The organism is Nocardia sp. NPDC003482 (assembly GCF_053588115.1).
In genome coordinates this window covers 1-21,284 of sequence record NZ_JBSFPI010000041.1, presented here as the reverse complement: position 1 = coordinate 21,284, position 21,284 = coordinate 1, and the positions used below count along the sequence as shown (strand labels likewise).

At 68.1% G+C, this 21,284-nt stretch carries 17 protein-coding genes; 13 read left to right on the top strand and 4 right to left on the bottom strand.

Annotation, left to right across the window (positions count from 1 at the left end; all coding sequences use genetic code 11):
* Nucleotides 1-8: 8 nt before the first annotated feature.
* Genes upp through ACWDSJ_RS36185 form a run of 6 tightly spaced genes read left to right on the top strand, consistent with a single transcriptional unit; the run spans nt 9 to nt 7,964 of the window.
* The gene (gene upp, locus ACWDSJ_RS36210; RefSeq protein WP_387356719.1) at nt 9-713 is read left to right on the top strand and encodes a uracil phosphoribosyltransferase; all 705 of its coding nucleotides are present in this window, start codon (nt 9-11) and stop codon (nt 711-713) included.
* A gap of 5 nt (nt 714-718) precedes the next feature.
* On the top strand, nt 719-4,516 hold the full coding sequence (locus tag ACWDSJ_RS36205) for an amino acid adenylation domain-containing protein (protein ID WP_450037308.1): 3,798 nt from the start codon (nt 719-721) through the stop codon (nt 4,514-4,516).
* Nucleotides 4,516-4,746: a hypothetical protein gene (locus ACWDSJ_RS36200; protein ID WP_450037307.1), complete on the top strand. Its 231-nt coding sequence runs from the start codon at nt 4,516-4,518 to the stop codon at nt 4,744-4,746. The genes ACWDSJ_RS36205 and ACWDSJ_RS36200 overlap by 1 nt, the downstream gene beginning before the upstream one ends.
* Nucleotides 4,746-5,942, top strand: coding sequence for an MFS transporter (locus tag ACWDSJ_RS36195; protein ID WP_450037306.1), 1,197 nt, complete (start codon nt 4,746-4,748; stop codon nt 5,940-5,942). The genes ACWDSJ_RS36200 and ACWDSJ_RS36195 overlap by 1 nt, the downstream gene beginning before the upstream one ends.
* Entirely contained in the window at nt 5,932-7,116 is a 1,185-nt protein-coding gene (locus ACWDSJ_RS36190; RefSeq protein WP_450037305.1) for a questin oxidase family protein, read from the top strand. Before ACWDSJ_RS36195 ends, ACWDSJ_RS36190 begins: the two co-directional genes overlap by 11 nt.
* 17 nt (nt 7,117-7,133) lie before the next feature.
* Entirely contained in the window at nt 7,134-7,964 is an 831-nt protein-coding gene (locus tag ACWDSJ_RS36185; RefSeq protein WP_387356726.1) for a nitroreductase family protein, read from the top strand.
* Between the two features lie 5 nt (nt 7,965-7,969).
* Here the strand turns inward: ACWDSJ_RS36185 and ACWDSJ_RS36180 are convergent, their stop codons facing one another.
* Together ACWDSJ_RS36180 and ACWDSJ_RS36175 are read right to left on the bottom strand one after the other, a co-directional pair.
* Nucleotides 7,970-9,562: an ABC transporter substrate-binding protein gene (locus tag ACWDSJ_RS36180; protein ID WP_450037303.1), complete on the bottom strand. Its 1,593-nt coding sequence runs from the start codon at nt 9,560-9,562 to the stop codon at nt 7,970-7,972.
* 123 nt (nt 9,563-9,685) lie between these two features.
* Nucleotides 9,686-10,024 carry a VOC family protein gene (locus ACWDSJ_RS36175; RefSeq protein WP_450037302.1) on the bottom strand — a complete coding sequence of 113 codons (339 nt, stop codon included), beginning with the start codon at nt 10,022-10,024 and terminating at the stop codon, nt 9,686-9,688.
* A gap of 83 nt (nt 10,025-10,107) precedes the next feature.
* Here ACWDSJ_RS36175 and ACWDSJ_RS36170 point away from each other — a divergent pair, with 83 nt between their 5' ends.
* Together ACWDSJ_RS36170 and ACWDSJ_RS36165 are read left to right on the top strand one after the other, a co-directional pair.
* Nucleotides 10,108-10,956: a hypothetical protein gene (locus ACWDSJ_RS36170; RefSeq protein WP_450037300.1), complete on the top strand. Its 849-nt coding sequence runs from the start codon at nt 10,108-10,110 to the stop codon at nt 10,954-10,956.
* A gap of 257 nt (nt 10,957-11,213) precedes the next feature.
* The gene (locus ACWDSJ_RS36165; RefSeq protein WP_450037299.1) at nt 11,214-11,753 is read left to right on the top strand and encodes a hypothetical protein; all 540 of its coding nucleotides are present in this window, start codon (nt 11,214-11,216) and stop codon (nt 11,751-11,753) included.
* Between the two features lie 129 nt (nt 11,754-11,882).
* On the opposite strand, the gene ACWDSJ_RS36160 is transcribed toward ACWDSJ_RS36165, so the two are convergent.
* Nucleotides 11,883-12,626, bottom strand: a complete 744-nt coding sequence (locus tag ACWDSJ_RS36160) for a MerR family transcriptional regulator (RefSeq protein ID WP_450037297.1) — start codon at nt 12,624-12,626, stop codon at nt 11,883-11,885.
* 302 nt (nt 12,627-12,928) lie between these two features.
* On the opposite strand from ACWDSJ_RS36160, the gene ACWDSJ_RS36155 reads away from it, so the two are divergent.
* From ACWDSJ_RS36155 to ACWDSJ_RS36140, 4 genes are all read left to right on the top strand, one after another.
* Nucleotides 12,929-15,160, top strand: coding sequence for a SulP family inorganic anion transporter (locus tag ACWDSJ_RS36155; RefSeq protein WP_450037295.1), 2,232 nt, complete (start codon nt 12,929-12,931; stop codon nt 15,158-15,160).
* 210 nt (nt 15,161-15,370) lie between these two features.
* Entirely contained in the window at nt 15,371-15,901 is a 531-nt protein-coding gene (locus ACWDSJ_RS36150) for a hypothetical protein (protein ID WP_450037294.1), read from the top strand.
* A gap of 31 nt (nt 15,902-15,932) precedes the next feature.
* On the top strand, nt 15,933-17,102 hold the full coding sequence (locus ACWDSJ_RS36145; protein WP_450037292.1) for a hypothetical protein: 1,170 nt from the start codon (nt 15,933-15,935) through the stop codon (nt 17,100-17,102).
* A gap of 1,042 nt (nt 17,103-18,144) precedes the next feature.
* Complete coding sequence (locus ACWDSJ_RS36140; RefSeq protein ID WP_450037291.1) at nt 18,145-19,314, top strand: P-loop NTPase fold protein; 1,170 nt, start codon at nt 18,145-18,147, stop codon at nt 19,312-19,314.
* Between the two features lie 9 nt (nt 19,315-19,323).
* Here the strand turns inward: ACWDSJ_RS36140 and ACWDSJ_RS36135 are convergent, their stop codons facing one another.
* Nucleotides 19,324-20,199: a helix-turn-helix domain-containing protein gene (locus ACWDSJ_RS36135; protein WP_450037289.1), complete on the bottom strand. Its 876-nt coding sequence runs from the start codon at nt 20,197-20,199 to the stop codon at nt 19,324-19,326.
* 505 nt (nt 20,200-20,704) lie between these two features.
* On the opposite strand from ACWDSJ_RS36135, the gene ACWDSJ_RS36130 reads away from it, so the two are divergent.
* Nucleotides 20,705-21,211 (top strand): Scr1 family TA system antitoxin-like transcriptional regulator, encoded by a 507-nt coding sequence (locus tag ACWDSJ_RS36130; protein ID WP_450037288.1) that lies wholly within the window; start codon nt 20,705-20,707, stop codon nt 21,209-21,211.
* The last annotated feature ends 73 nt before the right edge of the window (nt 21,212-21,284 follow it).

The window sequence follows — 21,284 nt, the reverse complement described above, 5'->3', positions numbered from 1 at the left end:
GCCCGGTCATGACCGCATGGACCCGCCCGACGACCGAACCGATCCAGCTCGATCGCTATCTCGGCGTCAACGTCTTCCCGCTGCCCAACCATCCGTCCCTGATCGCCCTGCACACCGAGGCGCGCGCCGCCGACACCGGGCAGGAACGGTTCGTACGCGCCACCCAGCGGATCATCCGGCTGGTGCTGGAAACCGCGCTGTCGCACCTGCGCTACCGGCCCAAGCCCGTGACCACGCCCACCGGCTTCGTCTACGAGGGCCTCGAGCCGGTGACGCCGGAGCTGTACGCGGTGTCGATCCCGCGCGCGGGGGACGCGCTCGAGGGCGGCCTGCGCGAGATCCGCCCGGACACGCGGTTCGGCAAGATCCTCATCCAGCGCGACCCCACCACCAAGAAGCCCACGCTGTTCTACAGCAAACTGCCGCCCGGGATCGCGGGACGTCAAGTGCTGCTGCTGGATCCGACCATCGCCACCGGCGGCACCCTGCTCACCGCGATCAACGAACTCGTCGCGGCCGGGGTCGAGGAGCGCGACATCATCGTCGTCAACGTGCTCACCTGCCCCGAGGCCCTGGCGACCGTGCTGACCCGCCGCCCCGACATCCGCATCGTGACCTCCCACATCGATCAGACCCTCACCGATCAGGCGTTCATGCTGCCCGGCATCGGCGACTTCGGCGATCGGTTCCACGGCACGACCGCGACGGTGTGACCGGCATGGGAGAACCGGTGAACCTGCTCGACCTGTTCGACGCGCACGTCCTGCGCGCGCCGAAAGCCATTGCTTGCCAAGGTGATTCATCCACGATCGACTACGCCGAACTGTCCCGGCGCTCCCGGGCGGCGGCCCGTGCGCTGCGGGCGGCGGGCGTCGCGCCGGGCGACACGGTCGGCGTGTTCGCGCACCCGTCGATCGATCTCGTCGTCGCGGTCTGGGCGATCCTGCGCACGGGCGCGTCGTATCTGCCACTGGCCGTGGACTATCCGGCCGAGCGGCTGACCTACCTGGTCTCCGACAGCGCGGTGCGCGTGGTGCTCACCGATGCTCGCGGCGCGGACCCGGCGCAGCGGATTCTGCCGACCGGCGTGCGCTCCGTCCGGTTGACGGAACTCACTGAGGCCGAGAATGTTTCGTTCGACCCGGTGTCCGCCGCGGCCACCGCGTACACGATCTACACCTCCGGCACGACCGGTCGGCCCAAGGGCGTGGTCGTCTCCCACGGCGCGATTGTCAACCAGCTGCGCTGGCTGGCAGCCGAATTCGATCTCGCGGCGGACGCGCGGGTGCTGCTGAAGACGCCGATCGGCTTCGACGCCGCCCAATGGGAACTGCTCGCCAACGCGTGCGGCGCCACCGTCGTCATCGCCCCGGCCGGGACGCACACCAGTCCCGAGGCGATCCTCGAGCGGGTGGTCCGCGACGCGGTGACCGTCCTGCAATGCGTGCCGACCATGTGGGCCGAACTGGCCGCGCTGCCCGGCATTCGCGCGGCGACCTCGCTGCGCACGGTGGCCAGCGGCGGCGAGGCGCTGCCGGTGACCACCGCGGAGCGGCTGCGGGCCGCCGTGCCGGGGGCGCGGGCGATCAATCTGTACGGCCCGACCGAGACCACGATCAACGCCACCTGGTTCGACTTCACCGCCGCCGACCTGTCGGGCGCGGTCACGGTCCCCATCGGTCACGCCGTTCCCGGCTGCACGACCGCGGTGGTCGACGAGGCTGGGCGGGAGATCGGGCCGGGACGGATCGGTGAACTGCTCATCGGCGGGGTTCAGCTCGCCGACGGCTACCGCGGCCGCCCCGACCTCACCGCGGACCGCTTCGTGGACGCCGTCCTGCCCGACGGCAGGGTCGAAAGACGGTATCGCACGGGCGATCTCGTGCGTCCCCGCCCGGACGGTGTGCTGGAGTTCGTGGGGCGCAACGACGAACAGGTCAAGATCGACGGCCACCGCATCGAGACCAACGAGGTGCGGCTGTGGATCGAGTCGCACCACTGGGTGCGCGCGGCCGCGGTGGTGCCGTGGGTGTCCGAGGGCGGGGAGACGCGGCTCGCGGGCTTCCTCGAACTCGACCCCGACGAGGCGCCGCTCATGGATCAGGACGATGCCGGACCGCACCACCGCTCCAAGGCCACCCGCACCCAGGTCACCGCCCAGCTCGCCGGTCTCGGCCTGCGCGGCATCACCACCGAGCCCGAAGTCCCGCTGCCCGGGGCCGAACCCGGCCCGGAGCAACGCCGACGCGTATTCGCCCGCAAGACCTACCGCACCTTCACCGGAGATCCCGTGCGGCGCACCGTGATCGAGGCCCTGCTGCGCCGCCTGTCCGAACCGCCCCGCCCGCTCCGCGACCCCGCCGCCCCGACCGCCCGCACCCTGGGCGAACTCCTGCGCTGGTTCGGCCCGTTCCACAGCCCCGACCGCCTGCTGCCCAAGTACTCCTACGCCTCCCCGGGCGCCCTCAACGCCACCCAGATCTACCTGGAGGTCGCCGGAGTGCCGGGGATCCCGCCCGGAATCCACTACTTCCACCCCGCCCGCCACGCCCTGTACCGGGTCGCGGACACCGCCCGCCCCGGCGTGCGGCTGCATCTGGTGGGCCTTGCCCGGGTGATCGAATCGGTCTACTCCACCAACGTCCGCGAGGTGCTGCACTTCGAGGCCGGTCACATGCTCGGTGTGCTGGACGACGCGCTGGCCGAAAAGGGTTGGCGTGCGCGCACTCTCGCCCCCGCCCCCGTCCCCGGGGTGGACGAGGGCGTGGTCACGGCGAGTGTGGAGGTCGTTCCGGTGGGGGAGGCCGAGCCGCCCATCGTCCCGACCGTGGAGCCGAGTTCGGTTGAGGCCGTGGGCGAACCGGTCGTCGAGGCGTGGGTGCAGATCCACGGGGAGGCGAGTGACACGCCACACGGCCTGTACCGCTACACGGGCACGGGCCTCGAGTTCGTGTCGGCCGACAAGGTGGAGCGCCGCCACGTCATCGCGATCAATCAGCGCTCCTACGACCAGTCCTCGTTCGCGGTCGTGCTCACCACCGACCCCGAGGCGGGCTGGGACGGGTTCACCGCGCTCGGCCGGACGCTCGCACATCTGCAACAGCTCGGCGCGTCCCGCCAATTGGGTTTCATGTCGGCGGGTTACGCGTCCCTGACCGGTCGCGACCTGCCCTCGGCGCGGCGCGTGGACGAGATCCTCGGGCAACGCCGGGTGAGCTACTTCGCCCTGGCGGGCCGGGTGTCCGCCGACCAGGTGAGCGCCACCGGGATGGCCGAGGACGCGGTGCACATGAAGGGCCCGGAGGAACTGCTCAAGGACGATCTGCGGGCCGTGCTGCCGCCCTACATGGTCCCCGCCACCATTCACGTCCTGGACCGGATCCCGTTGTCGCAGAACGGCAAACAGGATCGCGCCGCCCTCGCCGCGCTGGCGGCCGCCCGCAACGCGCGCCGCACCAGGCCGCACGATCCGCCGGTCACCGACCGCGAGATCGCGGTGGCCGCCGTCTGGTCCCGGGTGCTCGGGTACGAGCCGGTGTATCGCGGCGACGACTTCTTCGCCCAAGGCGGCAACTCCATGTCCGCGCTGCGCCTGGTTCGCGCGCTCGGCGACCGTTTCGGCCGTACGATCCCGGTGCAGACCATCTTCCAGTCGCCGACCGTGGCCGAATTGGCCTCGGCCACCGAACGTTTCGGCGGCGGCCGCCGCACCTCGCGGCTGATCCGGCTGGCCGGCACCGAGGGCACCGCGACCACCGTGCTGTGGCCCGGCCTGGGCGGCTACCCGATGAACCTGCGCACGCTGGCCCGCGAACTCGCCCAGCACGGGCGCGTCGTCTACGGGATGCAGGCGCGCGGGCTCAACCCGGGGGAGACCCCGCACGACGACCTCGCCGCCCTCATCGACGACGATCTCCGTGAACTGCGCGAACACGCACTGCCGCAACCGTTCCGGATCGTCGGCTACTCCTTCGGCGCGCGCGTCGCCGCCGAGGTGGCGCAGCGGCTCGTCGCCGCGGGGGACGACGTCGAGGAACTGGTCCTCATCGCCCCGGGCTCACCGGTCCTGCCCGGCCTGCGCGACACCGGCGAAACCCGATACGACAGCGCGTATTTCAAACGCGTCCTCGCCTCGGTGTTCAGCGGCAGCGCCGATCCCGGCTACCTCGGCGAACTCGAGCACATCACCGACCGGGCCCGATTCATCGATCTGATCGTCGCCCACGAGACCGGATTCGACCGCGAGCAGGTGGAACGCCTGGTCACCGTGGTCGAGCGCACCTACCGGTTCCGCTCCGCGCCCACCGGCGTGTCCCAGGACATCCTCGACCACAGCCTGTACCTGCGGGCCCGCGACGACGGCCCGTCCTTCGCCGACATCCCCGTTCCGCCCTTGCGGCAGCGCGGGATTCCGGTGAGCAACCTGCCCTACCACCACTACGAGATCGTGACCGCGGGCGCGCTCGACATCGCCGCCGCGGTCCTGGAACAGAGCATGAACAGGGAGCTGGTCTGATGCCGCACGTCGAGATCTCACACTTCCCCGCCGAACTGTCCGACGACGCGCGGCGTCGGCTCGAGGCCGATATCGTGGCCGCGGTCACCCGCGAGTTCCGGGTATCCGAGGGGGCCGTCTCGATCGGGCTCGCGGCGGTGGAACCCGACCGATGGCAGGAGCGGGTGTACCGGCCGCTGATCACCGAGCGGCCCACCGGCGACCCGCTGCTGAGGACACCGAACTACTGATGACGTCCGTCGCCCCCCGCGTCGGTCCCGCGCGGACCGCGGCGCTCGTCGCCGTCGTCACTGCCGTCGCGCTCAACCTGCGGCCCGCCATCACCACCGTCGGCCCCGAATTGGATTCGATCACAGGGGATTTCGGTGCCGGTGCGGCCGCGGGCGGGGTGATCACCGCGCTGCCGGTGTTCGCCTTCGCGCTGGTCAGCCTCGCCGCACCCGCGCTGCTGGCCCGCGTCTCGGTGCGGGCCGGGCTCTACGGCGGGCTCACGCTCCTCGGGGTGAGTGTCGCGCTGCGCCCGTGGGGCGGGCTGGTGCTGTTCGTGCTCGGCACCTTCCTCGCCGCGCTCGGCGTCGGCCTGCTGGCGGTGCTGCTGCCCGTCGTGATTCGGGCCACCGGGCGCACCGGATTGCTGGTGACGACCTTTACCACGGCGTTACAAGCCGGGGCCGCAATAGGTTTCGCGGCCGTGGTGCCGCTGTCCCGCGCGTTCGGCGGATGGCAGTGGGCCGTGGCCGTGTGGGCCGTCCTCGCGCCCGCCGCGATCCTCGCGCTGCTCTGGGGTCCCACGCTGCCGGTGCCCGACCGCGGCCCATCGGCCGCTCGGCATCCCCTCGCCACCCTGCGCCGCACGGAAACCGTCGGCCTGGCCGTATTCTTCGGTCTCCAAGCCCTGGTCGCGTTCGTCGTGATCGGCTGGCTCCCAACGATTCTCGCCGATGCCGGAGTGGGGAAGCAGGCGGCGGGCGCGTACCTCGCCGTGCTCACCTGCCTCGGCGTGCCGATCAGCCTGGTGGTGTCGCCCCTGGTGGCCCGGTCGGCGCGCCCGAGCCGCTGGCTCGCCGGATTCAGCGCCTGCACGGTGCTGGGCGTGCTGGCCTTCCTGGTCGCACCGGCCGCCGCGCCGCTGCCGTGGTCGCTGATCCTCGGCGTCGGCCTCGCCGTGTTCTCACCCGCCCTCGCCGTCGTCACCGTCCGCGCGGCGGCGCACGAGGCGATCGGGGTGTCCAGCGCCGTGCAGGGCGTGGGGTACGTGATCGCCGCGCTCGGCCCCTTCGCCGTCGGCCTGTTCCGTGAACTGAGCGCCGGGTGGACGCTGCCGCTGGCCGTGCTGCTCGCCATCGCCGTCGCGCAGCTGGTGGTGGGTCTCACCCGCACCGATCCCGTATCCCCGCAGGACGAAAGGCGTGACCATGTCGGCTGAGACGACCCTGAAAGCGGTCTGGGATCTGCTCGACGACCGCAGCCATCACATCGAGTTCAACGGCCACCTCACCAACCATGTCAAACACGCGGTGGTCGCCTTGGCCGCCATCGGCGCACCCGAACGCGTTATCCGCGACTACTACACCGCCTACGCCGAACTGACCCCCTACGGCTTCCCACTGGAACCCCGCCGGGACTCGACGCAGACCATCGACGCCGGGAACTGGCGCGAATTCCTCGGCGAGCGTAAGCATTTCACCGCCTACTGCGCGTTCTTCGACGCGGAGGTCGAGCGGCTCGGCCTGTCCGGCGCGGTCGCCGCCTACGCCCCGGAACTGCTCGGCGGCTGGATCGGCGCGTTCACCCACGCCGCGATCCACCTCGGCTGGGCGGTGTGGGCGAAACATCCCGGCATGACCGCCGAAGCCCTTGCCTACCTGGCCTTCTCGTTCGTACGCGTGGTCGACGGCGAGCGTCCCGCCGGATCGGGGGAGGACCCGCTGGACTCGTTGATCCGGTTGAGCGAGAGCTGGGCCGGGGACGCCGCCTTCCGGAAGGCCGTGGAGACGGTCATCGACGACACCGACGCGTTCACCGAACTGCATCCGGAACTGAACCGCTCCGGATTGCAGGCGCGGGTCGCGGCGGTCGCGATCACCGGCATCGCCGAACTGGTGGACTCCCCGCACTGGATCCGCACCCTGCCGAACGCCGAACGGCGCGAACGGGTCCGGCGCGCGGTGACGCTGCTGTACCTCGCGCAGCCGGGGGACTTCGTGGTGCTGCACCTGATCACCTCGCTGTTCGCCCTCGAGGTCGTGCTCGACTCCACGGCGTCCGAGGATCTGGCCGCGCGCGTGTACGACCTGTACTGGGCCGGGGCCCGCATCATCACCGCCGCCGAACGCAAGATCCCCGCCCCCGCCAAGCTGCGCGAACTCGCCCACCTGTTCGCCGACCGCGAGGGCGACCGCACCCGCGCCGCACACGACGACCTCGAGGTCAGCGCGCGCCGCGCCTGGCTCGAGGACGAGGAACACAACCCCAAACTCGTCTTCGTGCTGCGCTCCTGGTGGGAGGAGGACCCGTGGGCCGGATACCGCCACGCCGCGGGTCAATTCACCCGCACCCCCGACCTCCCGCCGAGCTTCGATCTGCCGCCCACCGAATGACAGAACAGGACCCCTCCGTGACCGACGTGATCGCCCCCGACCTCCAGGAACAGCTGCGCAAACGGTACGGCGCGGCCGCACCCGACGCGACCGGATACGTCAATCCCACCCTGGAGGTGCTGCTGCGGCATCGCACCGTGCGGCACTTCCTGCCCGGCGAGATCGGCGAGACCGAACTGGCGTTGATCATCGCCGCCGCCCAGTCCGCGTCCACCTCGGCGAACTTCCAGTTCACCAGCGTGGTGGTGATCGACGACCCCGCCGCGCGGGCGCGGCTCGCCGAACTCGCGGGCGGGCAGCGGCTGGTGACCGACGCCGCGATCTTCCTGGTGTGGGTGGCGGACTGGTCGCGCAATATCGCCCTCGCCCGCGCCAACGGGCACGGCATCGAGGCCACCGCCTACCTCGACAGCACGGTCTCGAGCATCGTGGACGTCACGCTGTCGGCGCAGAACGCCGCCGTCGCCGCCGAATCACTCGGCTACGGAATCACTTTCGTGGGCGCGCTGCGCAACAATATCGACGCCGTCATCGAGCTGCTGCGGCTGCCGGAGTGGACCTTCCCCGTCTACGGCCTGGCCATCGGCATCCCCGACCCCGCCGACCCGGCCGACGTCAAACCCCGGTACGGGCAGAGCGTGGTGGTGCATCGCAACACCTACTCCGCCCCCGCCGAGGCCGACGTCACCGACTATCTCGACCGCATCAACGCCTACTACCGCGAACAGGAACTGCCCGAGGACTGGGTCCGCAACCGCCTGGCGGGCCGCATCTCCACCAAGGAGAGCCTGCACGGCCGCCAGGGGATCCGGAACACCTTCCACCGCCAGGGTTTCGAGCTGCGGTAGCCGCGTCAGCGATGCAGCCAGGCGTCGAAGAACTGCAACCGGGCCGACGCCTCGAACTTCAGATCCGACACCGCGCCCGCCACACCGATCGCCTGCGACAGCTCGATCGTCGGGACCCACAACCCGTTGTCGAGCACCAGCCGCTGCGCGGTGCCGATGAGCTGGGCGCGGGCGGCGGTGTCGGTGGTCTGCAACTCGGCCGCGAGCGCCTGGTCCAGGTCCGGGATCGGACCGCGACCGCCGTAGTTCTGGCCGTCCAGCCCGAACGTGGTGCGCAGGATGTCGCCGTCGGCGCGGGTGGTGTTGTAGTAGAGCGCGTCGAAGTCCCGATTGCGTTGGCGCGCGGTGTAATCCGCGTCGGCGGCCGGTTCGAGCCGGACCTCGACGCCGACCTTGCGCAACTGCTGCTGCACCAGTTCGAGGATCGCCTGGTTCCCGGCGAACGCGCGGGAGAACAGGATCGCGAACGACAGCCGCGTGCCGTCCTTCACCCGGATGCCGTCCGCGCCCGGCGCCCAGCCCGCTTGGTCGAGGATGCGCCGCGCGGCGTCGGCGTCGTATCCGAGCTGCGCGGAAAGATCCACGTAGGCAGGGGTTTTCGAGGCCAGCGAGCTGGTCGCGGGCCGGAACTGCGGACCGAGTACGGTATCGACCAGTTCCTTGCGGTCGATGGCCGGGCGCAGCGCCGCGCGCACCGCCGCGTCGCGCAGCGGACCGCGCGTCAGATTCGGCTGAATGCCGAACGGCACACCGGGATTCGACGTGACCTGCACCCGGCCTCCGGCCGCCTCGATCTGCGGGGCGTCCTGCGGCAGCGCGTCGCTCACCGCGTCCAGCTGACCCGACGCCAGACTGCCCGACCGTACGCCCGACTCGGGCACCACGCGGAACTCGATCCGATCCAGATACGCCTCACCCTGATGCGCGAAAACGGCCGAGCCCCAGGCATATCCGGTCCGCTTGGTGACGGTGGCGGACGCGCCCTGGCGGTATTCGGTGTACACGAACGGGCCGCTGCCGATCACCTCGCCCTGGCAGCGCTGCTCGGGTGACTTCTCGGTGGTCGCGTCGGACACGATGCCCAGTTGCGGGGTGGAGACCGCTTGCAGGAACTGGGCATTCGGCCGGTCGAAGTCCACGCGGGCGGTGGTGGGGTCCACGACCGTGGTGCCGGTGTATCCGGCGAGGTAGCTGGCGGGCAGGGGCGCCTTGGCGCCGGTGATGGTCCGCAGGACGGCGTCGAAGTTCTTCTGCACCGAGCTCGCGGTCAGCGGCGTGCCGTCGCTGAACGTCACGCCCGGGCGCAGGTGGAAGGTGAAACTCTTCGCGTCCGGGGTTACCTCCCAGCTCTGCGCGAGCCACGGCCGGATCTCACCGGTCGCCGGATCCTGATCGGTCAGCGAATCCACGATCTGCCGGGTGACGTACAGGGTCTGATTGGTCTGCGACTGGGCGGGATCGGCGCAGGTCGGGGCGAGCGACAAGCCGTAGCGCAGCACCCCGCCCGGGCGCGGCGGGCCCGCCGTGTCACCGCCGGGGGTATCGCCGCCGCAGCCCGCGGCAAGCAGCGCGAGGGTGGCGACGAGGCCGCCCGACACACCCCGCCGAACTCGGCGGGCGCGGGACGGTGCGAATTGTCTCTGATTTCTCCAGGGCCGGAACACCTTCGGTGACGGTAGGCGACCGGCACGGCACTGTCTGCCGTCCCGCTCGGCCTGAGTTCAATCCTTGAACACGCAGAACTCGTTGCCCTCCGGATCGGCCAGCACATCCCAGCGGATATCGCCGCCGCGGGCGCGCAGCAGGGTCGCGCCCGCCGCGAGGAGTTCGTTCGTATCGCCCCACAGATCGAAATGCATCCGGTTCTTCACCGTCTTGGGCTCGGGCACGGGATTGATCCAGATGAGTGGACCCTTGCCGGTCGGATCGGCGATGGCGATCGGGTCGGCGGGGTCGCGCTCCGGCTCGCGGCGCACATACCCCAGCGCCGCGCACCACCAGTCGGCCAGGCGTCGATGGTCGGTGGCGTCGAGACACAGATCCTTGAACACGGCGGGCATGTCCCCATCTTGGCCGATCGGCGGATGCGACTTTTCGTCGTGTCGGGCAACCTGGTGGTTAATCTCGGTCTAGGGTGCGGTTTGTGGACTTAGCGCTCGAATGGGACAGGCACCCGGGCACCGGGTTGCGACTGGCCTGCGAGCTCGCCGGCATGGCCGGGGAGCCCGAGCTCGAGGACATCGCACCGGCCGACGGGGACTCCGAACTGGTGGGGATCGTCGCCGCGCGGCGGGGCGGCGAGCTGGCCGGATGGGCCGAGATCCGGCACGACCGGGCGGGCCGGGCGCGCGCGGAGGTGGTGTACGCCGCCCGCTACGTGCGCCGAATTCGCTTGGGCCACCACGACTTCGAGGCCGCCACCGGCGAGGAGGAAGCGGTCGTGCGCACGCTGATCGCCGGGGCCGCCCAGCAGTCCCGGGTCGCGGGCCTGTGCCAACTCTCCTGGGAGGGCCCCGACGTCGGCCCCGAGGGCCTGGCCGCCGTCGCCCTCGGCGCCCGCATGACCGGCGAATACGCCCGCCTGTGGACCGCCGAACCCCGCAGCTGGACCGTCCCGCCCGCCCTGCACTCCGCCTGCCCCCTCGACTGCGTCCTGCAAGCCCTCGCCGAATCCGCCGACCCCCTCGGCCAGGTCATGGTCGTCGCCCTCCCCAGCACCGACACCCTCAACCCCGTCGCCACCCTCGCCACCACCATCGTCGGCAGCGAGGCCTACGTCGACGTCCGCCAAGGACTCTCCTACCGCATCGGCGATATCCGCATGCTCGCCTCCCTCATCGGCGCCCTGATCGGCGAACTCCACGACGAACTCCCCCACGTGCTGGTCCTGCGCGTCTTCGAACCCGACGACGCCCTGGCCCGTTCGGCGCTGACGCTCGCGGGGCTCGACATAGCCGCCCGCTTCCACCGCTACGTCCTACCCCTCGGCTGAATCCGGCCCACTTGTCGGGCCGCCACCGGCACGGCATTGCCGAAGCGCGACCCGCCCTGCACAGTCGTCGTGGATGTGATGATCTACAGGTGGCAGCGTGGACCTTGATCCTTCAGTCGTGCGTCGGCGTACTCACGGTCGCGGGCAGCTTTCTCGCGGTTCGCCTCGGGGCCCGGGAGAGCGAGTATCGATCTCGGCGTGAGGAGTGGTGGCGGCGGTATTCGTGGGCGGTCGACTCCCTCAACTCCGAGGACAGGTTGAAGTCCGCGGCCGGGCGCGCGACGCTCGAAAGCCTTTATTCCGCGAGCCTGGCGGGTGATCTCGAGCGATCGGTCGTCATCGAGACGATGTGGACCGCGGTGGGCGCGTCGCGTCCGGCGGATTCCTACGAAAACCGTGTTACGGATCGTTACTGGTACCCCTATGACTCTCAGGCTCGCATCGCCCGCTTCCTGGTGCACAACGACGAGCGGGCGGCGCGCAGCGGTCAGCTGCGCGAATTGGCGCGCCGTGAGGCGAGGCTGGGCCGAATGTTCGACGCGAGCGAACAGTTGAGGGCACACGAAGCGTTCGATTTCGTGGAGATCAGACCCTTCGGCGGCGTATTCGAGATCTGGGTGATCTATTACCTGCCCGCCCCGTCCAGTGCGGCCGATATCGCCGGTTTGGTGCGGAAGCTGTTCCCAGGCCAGCGTTTTCGGCTGGCTCAACTCGACAAGATTCCCCTGTCGAGTGTCGGAAAGTTGAAGGAGAGCGTCCTGGCCAGCTGTCCCATCGCCCCGGAGTCGCCCCGATGACTCGGCATCGACCCTTTCCCGGGTCGACCGGCGGACAGATGCGTGCGGGCGCTCTGGCTATGTTCTGGCACTCGGGCGAACTTTCCCGGTTGTCATCGGCGTCGAAGCGTGCCGTACTCCGGCTGGGTCTTACTGCTCGGTGCGTTGCGAAAGGTATTGCCGCAGTTGGGCGGAGCCGTCGAGCATGGCCAGGGAGCGGGCGGTGAGTTCGGTGCGGCGGCGGGTGAGGGCGGTGTGCAGGGCGGCGGTGCTGCCGGTGCGGCGCAGGCCGTCGAGGACCGGGCGGATGCGGTCGAAGGGGTGGTTGCCGCGGCGGAGGACGGCGACCACATGGGCGTCGCGGATGTCGGCGGCGTCGAAAGTCCGGTAGCCGGAAACGGATTCGCGGGCGGGGGAGAGCAGGCCCTCGGCCTCCCAGACGCGCAGGGCCGAGGTGCGCACGCCCAGGCGGGCGGCGACTTCTCCGATGCGCAGACCGGAGCGCGGCAGCGGGCCGGGTTCCCCGGTCGCTCCCGTGCGCGAAGGCTTCTCGCTCATGACCTGGTCGAGGGCGGCGGCCGTGGCGTCGACGGCCCGGCGCTGCTCGTGCAGCGCGGCGTGGGCGGAATCGATGAGGGCCAGCGCGGCGGCCAGGTCGTCGCGGTGGACCTCCTGCATGATTCGGCGGGCGACGACCGGGCCGAAACCGGGGGTCAGGGCCTGGTAGGTGCGCAGCGCGGCGGCGTGCGGGGGGCCGAAGCGGCGGTAGCCGTTGGCCGTTCGGACGACCGGGGGAAGGATCGCGGCGTCGACGTAGTTGCGGATCTGCTGGGTGGAGACGCCCGCGAGGCGCGCGAGGTCGATCGGGCGCCACTCCTCGGCGTGGCGACTCACCGGGGGGCTCGTTCGCGGGACGTGCGGTTGATCGTCGTCAATGTCGTTGTGTACCTTGGCAAGCCGATGCTCGGAATGTCCTGGGGAACGGGCGCGACGCTTGTGATGTATGTCACAATTCGATAGCTTCCCGGAACATCTTACTGCAAACGCTTTCCATGATCTTTGCTCATTCTTTACGATTATGGGCGGCCCTCGCTCGGAGGGCGTTTCGGAAGCTCCACCGCAGTACCGCCCTGTTCGATGCCAGTACATGTTCCACCGATGAACCGAACCGCGTCCCGGTTCGGCGAAGGAGAAATATGTCCACCGACACCGACCCGGCCCGACGGACCTCGCTTCCCGGTCTCGCCGTCGTGCTTCGTCACGATCTTCCCGCCTCCGTGGTGGTCTTCCTCGTCGCCCTACCGCTATCCATCGGCGTCGCCGTGGCGGCGGGCGCGCCCGTGCCCGCGGGCCTGATAGCGGCGGTGGTGGGCGGCCTCGTGGCCGGGCTGCTCGGCGGCTCGTCGCTCCAGGTCAGCGGCCCCACCGCGAGCCTGACCGTGGTGGTCGCCGAGAGCATCCACCAATTCGGCTGGCAGGCAACCTGTTTCATCACCCTCGGCGCGGGGGTGTTGCAGATACTGTTCGGCCTCGGACGGCTGGGCCGCGGCGCGCTGGCCATCGCCCCCGTGGTCGTGCACGGCATGCTCGCCGGAATCGGCGTTGTCATCGCGCTGCAACAACTGCACGTCCTGCTGGGCGGCCAGTCGCTGAGCTCCTCGTGGCAGAGCATCGTGCAGCTGCCGCATCAGCTGATGTCGGTCAAGAGCGGCGACGCCGCGATCGGCGTGCTGGTCATCGCCATCATGCTCGGCTGGCGCTACGCGCCCACGAAACTCCGGCAGGTGCCCGCGCCCCTCGTCGCCGTGGTGGCCGCGACCGGACTCGCGATGGTCGTCCCCGTCAGCGTGCAGCGAATCACCTTGCACGGCAGCCTGTTCAGCGACTTCGCCCTGCCGAGCCTGCCGCACGGCGGCTGGGGCGCGATCGGCCTGACCATGATCACCATCGCCCTGATCGCCAGCGTCGAGACCCTCCTGTCGGCCGTCGCGGTCGACCGGATGCGCCCCGACCGCCGCACCAACCTCGACCGCGAACTCATGGGCCAGGGCGTCGCCAACATGACCTGCGGCCTGCTCGGCGGTATGCCGATCGCGGCGGTCATCGTCCGCAGCGTCACCAACGCCAAGGCCGGGGCCCGCACCAAGGCGTCGACCATGCTGCACGGCGTGTGGATGCTGCTGTTCGCGGTGATCCTCGTCGGCATCGTGCAGCAGATCCCCAAGGCCGCGCTGGCCGGACTGCTCATCGTCATCGGCATGGGCCTGGTCAAACTCGCCCACATCCGCCTCGCCCGCCGCACGGGCGACCTGTTCGTCTACGCCGCAACGGTTCTCGTGGTGATCTTCGGGAATCTGTTGCTGGGCATGCTCGTCGGCCTGGTGCTGGCGTTCGCGCTGTTGCTGTGGCGGGTCGTACGCGTGGTGATCGCGGCCGAACCGGTCGACGGGAACCGCTGGCTGGTCACCATCGACGGCACCTGCACCTTCCTCGCCGTCCCGCGCCTGAGCGCCGCGCTGGCCGAGGTGCCCGCCACCGCCTCGGTGGTGGTCGAGATGACGGTGGACTTCATCGACCACGCCGCCTCCGACATCCTCCACGAATGGGCCGACCAACACCGAAACGGCGGCGGCGCAGTCGAATTCGTGGAAATGGGCGCGGCCCGCATCGCCGACCTCGCCGCCGGACCGCCCGCCCGCGGCCACGCCCGCCGCATGCTCAACGACACGCTCGCCCCCTGGCGGCGCACCCACGGCGATTCGGTCGCCGCCGGTGTGGCGCTGTACCACCGCGGCCACGCGCACGTCGTGCGCCCGCACCTCGGTGAGCTACGGGACGGGCAGAACCCCGATGCGTTCTTCCTGACCTGCTCGGATTCCCGCATCGTGCCGAATGTGATCACGAGTAGTGGGCCGGGTGACCTGTTCACGGTTCGCAATATCGGGAATCTCATCCCGGCCGACGGACGGGACACGTCGGTGGAGGCCGCGTTGGTATACGCGTTGGACAAGCTGGATGTGCGGACGGTGGTGGTGTGCGGGCATTCCGGCTGTGGCGCGATGGGAGCGCTGTACCACGGTGACGAGACCGGCTCCGGTCTGGCCGAGTGGCTCGCCCACGGCACGCCCGCGCTGGATCGGTTCCGGCAAGGGCATCCGGTGGCCCGTGCCGCGGCGGAGGCGGGGTTCGGGGAGGTGGATCAGCTGGGCATGGTGAATGTGGCGGTCCAATTGGAAACGCTCGCAGGGCATCCGGTGGCTGGTCCGGCGATTGTCGAGCGGGGGGTGGTGTTGTCGGGGTTGTTCTTCGATATCGCCACCGCGCGGGTGATCGAGATTCGGGTGGATGGGATCGGTGAAATCGACGGTCGGGGAACGGGTTCGGGGGCGGGGGAGGTGGGGAGGGCGGTTCCGGCATTGCCGGTTTAGGGGAGGGGGATGGGGAGAGCGGGCGCGCTTCGGGAAGGTCTGGAGCGCGCCCGCTTCGGTGCCGAGACCGCGCACGCGGAAATCGCCCTCATAAACAGGTCACATGCCGGACACTGATGAAGCGGGTTGATTGATGCCGAACTCGGGGCGTATCCGTACCCTCTTGTTCGACCACAGCGACCCGCACAGTGACGACAAGGGAGTGCCAGCATGGGAGATCTTCGGCCCTACACAACGGCGGAACTCGAGCAGATCGCCCGCGACCAGCAAGACCCGAAATGGCTCGAATGGGTCGCGGATGAGCTGATGGAGGCCCAGCTCCGCAAATTCTTCACGGAGACGGTTCCGAATATGCCGGAAAATCCTTGGTCGGCCGAGGGATTGGACCGCGCCGAGAGTGAGATACTCGCACGCTTCGCCACGATGGATGATGTTGACCGTCCTGAAAATCGTGACGTGGCCGATCAGTTCACCAGGTTCATCGGCGAGGTGTTCCGCCGAAACTTCGAGGGCGGCTGGTATAACGTCCCAGGCATGAGCGGTGAGCGGTATCCAGATTTCGGACCGGTGATCCGGGATGAATGGACCGATGCGTATCTGGATACGGCAAATCTGGTGACCGCGACCGTGCATCGGCAATGGCGAGATTTTCTTTCCGGAATATTCTTCAACAGCCAGCGGACATATCAAGAATGGGTGGCAGCGGGAAGGCCGCCCATGAATGAGTGGCTCAAAGGCTGAGCGCTCGCCTTCGTAGGGCCAGGGGGGAATCATGGCGTATGAATGGAACGACCGTTTTGAACAGTACTATCGCCGGTATGTAGGCGAAAAATGGATGCGGGGCTTGAGCGCCCGCGACCGGCAGGGGTACCGCGAAGCGAGAGCTAAATGGGCCAGGGCGCGGGAGGTCGGCAACCGGTTCCGGGATGGCATGGCGGCTCTCCGGAACCAGACACCCGAGCTCGGGTACCAGAAAGAGGTACGAATCAAGGACGGCCGCGATGTACGCGTGCATGACATATTCAATGCGAAGGCCCAGAGTGCGCACGAGTACAAGGCCGGTCGAGTCGACAAGGAGAGGGCCCTTCCGCAGCTCGAAAAAGATGCTCGATTTATGGATCGAGGTGGACTCGTCGAATGGACTATTGTTCAGGGTGCACGAGTGGACAAGGAGGTTCAAGAGAAGATTCGGGAGCTGCAATCGCGATACCCCCGACAGTTCAAGCTTCAGGAAGTAACCCGTGAACAACTCCGGGTAGCGCTCACAGTCGGTAAGCACCTCGAAAAGCAGCGACTGGTGAAAGAGAAGGAGGCCAGGGCATTCGAAAGGGCAACGGAAGAGAGGCGAAGGCAAGCCGAGAAGGTGAAAGAGCTGGAAAAGCGAAAAGAAGCTCTTGCTCGGACGGTCGCGGAGAAGACCCGGCAACTCGCCATCGCGGAGGAACAATCACTCGCCATTGATGTCGGCGATGTGAGCCGAACACACAAATCGGTGACCAAGGAACTTCGGTCCATTCGCAAGGCTGAGCGTTCTCACGCGAAAGCCATGCTGCGAGACATGGGCTTGAACGGCGAACAAGCGAAGGTGATGGAGGAGGTTCTTGCGCGCGGTCGCGAGAATCAGCGCCGGGAACTCACTCGAGGTATCGAGGCGATGGGGAAGGCGGCCGAGCGTGAAGCGCGAGCCCAAGCGGCGCGGGAGGCCGCATCGCGGTGGCAGCGGCAGCAATTGGAGCTGGCGAAGCAACGCGGCTACGCGCCCGAGTTGCGCGGCATCATGGAATTGATGAACCAGGGCAGGCCCGCGCCCGGAATACCGTTGCCCGGCGCACCGGTTCAGGCTCCCGAGGTCGTACGCGACGGCCGCGCGAAGCAGCATGCCCTGAACTCGAGCGGAGACGTGGGCTCGAACCGCGAGGGTTGTAAGGGATCAGCGAAATGAGCTATGCCGCAAAAAGTTTCGCGTCAGACTCGAAGGCCCGAGAGATTCCGGCCTTGCCGCTGTAACCATCGCGCTCTCCCAACCGATGCGTTCAGCAGAACATTCGGCGGGGAGGGCAATTGCAGACGCTCGGGGAAGACGTAACCGAGGTGGCGTCGGCGGTATTCGATCAGCCGGAGTTCCGGCATTACGCGAGTCATCGGGACCTGCTCACGAAGCGGCTGCTGGAGTCGCAGACGGACATCTCCCGCGGAGTCTGGGTGCCTCGGTCCCAACTGGGGATCGCGGAAGAACAGGCTGAGGAGCTATCCCTTGTCGTGCGGCGCAGGGACCGGGCGCGCGCGATCTTCGTCATTCTCGGTGTCGGCACCGGGTTCCTGGCAGTCCTGATGTTGCTCCCGAGAGCGACTCTCGCGCAGTGGATTCACCTCGACGCGGGCAGTTGGTTTCTCCGGAACCTCGCCGCTTTGGGGACAGTGTCGGGAGCGACGGCCACGATCGTGAACGCCGTGCTGTTATGGCTGATGAGTCGGTGGATCCCGAGAATCAGACAGCTGACGGAGGACCTGCCGCTCGCCCGAAGTACTTACCATCGCGCATTGGAAACGGCTGTCCAGGAACATATTTCGAGAGCGATCAATACCGAACTCGGTCCGAGCGGAATCGTCCTGTTCCCCACCCACGCCCCCCGGCTGGTCGAACTCGACAGCTCCCAGATCACCCCCTCGCGCACCACCGACTACGTCCGCGAGTTCATCACCGAACACGAGTCGTCGGCGATCGGGCTCGCGGGCGCACGCGGCTCCGGCAAATCGACCGTCATGCGAGCGCTGCGCGCAGACCGGAAACTAGGCTTGGTCCCCATCATCCCGAGTCCGGTGCGCTACGACACGGGCGAGTTCGTGCGTCTGCTGCTCACCGAGATCGCCGCCGAAATCGGTGGCATACAATCGTTTTCCGCGCTGCGCCGCTGGACCAGGGGAGTGGTCGCCGCACCGTCATCCGCGCTGCTCGCCCTGTTCGTCACGGGACTGATCTGGTCGTGTTCAGCCCCTTGCGCAGCGACTGGGCGCGGGACTTCGGGTTCCTTCCCGACCCGCTCACCTTGTTCGGCATCGCCATGTGGGCGGTGGTGGCCCTCATCGGGCTACTCAAACTCGCCGACGCCTCCGACCGCCGCACGATCGACCCCGATGTGCGCCTTGCCCGTGAACTCCTGCAAGACCTTCAATGGGAGACCGAGCGCGGGACAACCGCCAAGGGAACCGTCAAACTCCGCTCCACGCTGGAGGCCGGGGCCGAACGCACTCTCAAACTCAAACGCCGCGCCCTCACCCGCGCCGACCTGGTCACGAACCTGCGCAAACTCCTGACCCTGTTCGGCGACAACGACCGCGGCCAACGCCTGATCGTCTGCATAGACGAACTCGACAAGATCGACAGCGTCGAACACCTCGTCGAGATCGTCAACGAACTCAAAGACCTGTTCCACATGCGCCGAGTGCATTTCGTCGTCGCGGTCTCCACCGACGCCCTCGCCTCGTTCGAAAAACGTGGCCTCGATCGTCGCGACGCCTTCGATTCGGCACTCGACACCATCGTGCACACCGAACCGCTCACCCTGCCGGAGTCTGGCGCCGTAATCGCCTCTCGCGCACCGGGTTTCGCGCCGGTGATCGCCATGTTCTGTCATGCCTGGTCGGGTGGGCTTGCACGCGACCTGCTGCGCGCTGCCCGGGCGGTGGTCGAACGGCAGCGCCGAAGCTCCGACGGGCCGCTGAGCCTGGTGCAATTCGTCACCGAGCTGGTGTGCTCGGATCTGGACGCGGCGATCCGCGCCTCGATGCGTTCCTTGGAACCCGGTGACTCGCAACTGAATTCGCTGTGGCTGCTGCACGAGTGCGTCGAACGAGAACGCCTCGGCGGAGATGCCGCCCGGATCACGTTCGACCCGGGCGGAACACCGACCTTCGGCACCCCAATTCTCCAAGCGCTGCACGCGAAGACACTGCTGGGCCTGTCGCTGCTGGGACTCGCGCGGTCCGCCCAGACCCTGCCGTTCTGGGACGACACGAGCGCGGAGATCGCCGTCCTGAAACAGCGTCTGACAGACCACGCCACGGCGATGGGCGCCATCGACGCGCCCCGGCCCGCCCGTGCGGCGGCCCTCGCCGCCGCTTTGACGGACCCGTTGCCGATCGTGGTCCCGTGACGGTCCTGATCAGATCGCCGAAATCAGTGCGCTGGAATCACTTTTGCTCAACGCCGTGCGTCGCAGCTCGGTGAGGACCATCTTGTAGCGATCGACCTCCGCGGAGCGTTCCAGGTAGAGGGTGCCGGTGAATTCCTCGATACAGACGATCGGGGGTTCGTTCATCCGGCAGTGGGGGAGGATCGGGAATTCCAGCAGGGAGAAGGACCCGACGAGCGCACCGATGCGGCTACGGGCATCGAAGGGGACGACTCGCAGGGAGACGTTCGGGCGCTGCCCGATCTCGGCGAGATGCTGGCGCTGCTCGTCCATCACCGCCGGGCCGCCCCACACCTCGCGCAGCGCGGCCTCGGAAAGGATGATTTCCGTGGTGAAGGACGGATCATCCAGCGACCGTTGCTGTTTCGCGGCACGTTCGAGGCGCTCCTCGATCAATTCCTTGGGCGAATTGGGGTTTTCGGTCCAGGCGACGGCACGGCGGTAGTCGGCCGTCCGGACGATCGGGGGCAGCACCATGGCCTGCCAGGTGGTGAGGCGTTGCGCGGCATCGAGAAGCATGGTGTCCGGGGTGAATTCGTCGACGGTGTGGTCCATATCGGCCCGCCACCAGCCGCCGCCCTGCTTGGCGGTGATGCGAACCTCCCGTGCCATGGCGAGAATCGTCCGACGATCGTCATCGGACACGCCGTAGTGGTCGCACAGGGCGTTCATGCACAGGTCGCTCGCGGACCGGACCGAGAGCCCGTCCTCGAGCCGCCCCATGGTCTGCGGCGAGATGCCGAGTATCCGGGCCGCCTGAAATTGGCTGACCTCGGCGGCTTTCCGCAATTTCTGCAATTCTCGGCCGAGCGCGCGCCGCGCCAGAGTCGAACCTTCTGCGGGCATTTCTGTACTCCTCACTTTTCGATGGGGGATCCGACGCAGGTCCAGAAGTCGTGCCGTACCGCGTCCCACAGGCGGGTCAGGTGGGGGTAGCGGTCGCGGGCTTCGGAGAGGTCAGGGCGGGTTTCTGTGAAACGGATGGGGGATTCGTCGGGCGATGGGCGCACGGAGAGGATTCCTATTGTGCGGTGGGCGAATTGCCATTCGGCCTCCGCCCCTGCGCATTTCGTGCGATGAATTCCTCCGATGCCGTCCACTGATTCACCCCTGCCGTCCGGAATTGGTCTGGTTAGTAATCGGCTGTGCTGGAACCCCTTGGCCTCCAGCAGGATTGGTGTGTCGCCTTGAGCTGCTGGTGCTCCAAGTAGACATCAAATCAGGCCGTAAGGGCCATCCGAATCAGCCTTTTCGACGAAGATACTTCGGAGGCAGTTATCCACCGGTCCAGAACAAGTAGGTCCACTAAAAGCGGTCCGTAGTGGACCGCTCCAAAAAGAGAGGCAGTGTAATGACGAGTGGCTCAGCACTTCCGCGACGTGCGCTCGGCCGGAAACTCCGTGCCCTGAGACAGAAGGCGGACAAGAGTCGGTTGGCCGCGGCTCTTGCCATCGAGGTTTCGAAGCAGACCATCGGGCGTTTGGAGGATGGGGACCCCGTCCGCGTCAGCACCTCGCAGTACCGAGATCTGCTCACCTTCTACGACGCCGACGATGAGGCCCGCAGCGAGGCCATGGTGTTGGTCGAGGAGGTGAAGGCTGAGAAGGGCAACTCCGGTGTGTACTGGCGGCACTACGCCTACGACGAATCTCGGCAGTTCCTGCACTTTTGGAGCCTCGAGCAGGCAGCAGAGCAAGTGACCGCTTTCAAATTGACGTTGTTGCCGGGCGTGCTCCAAACTCCCGACTACCGCCGGTGGATCATGCGGACCTCCGCCCCAGACTTGCCCGAATCCAATGCCCGACAGCAACTCGAACTCATCGCCACGCGACGGCAGCGCCTAGGGCGTGTCCTGTAAGTGGTTGTGTGGGTTTGGGTGAGTCGATGTGCTGGTTGTGTTAACGGTGTGGGGTGGTTGGTCGAGGTGAAGT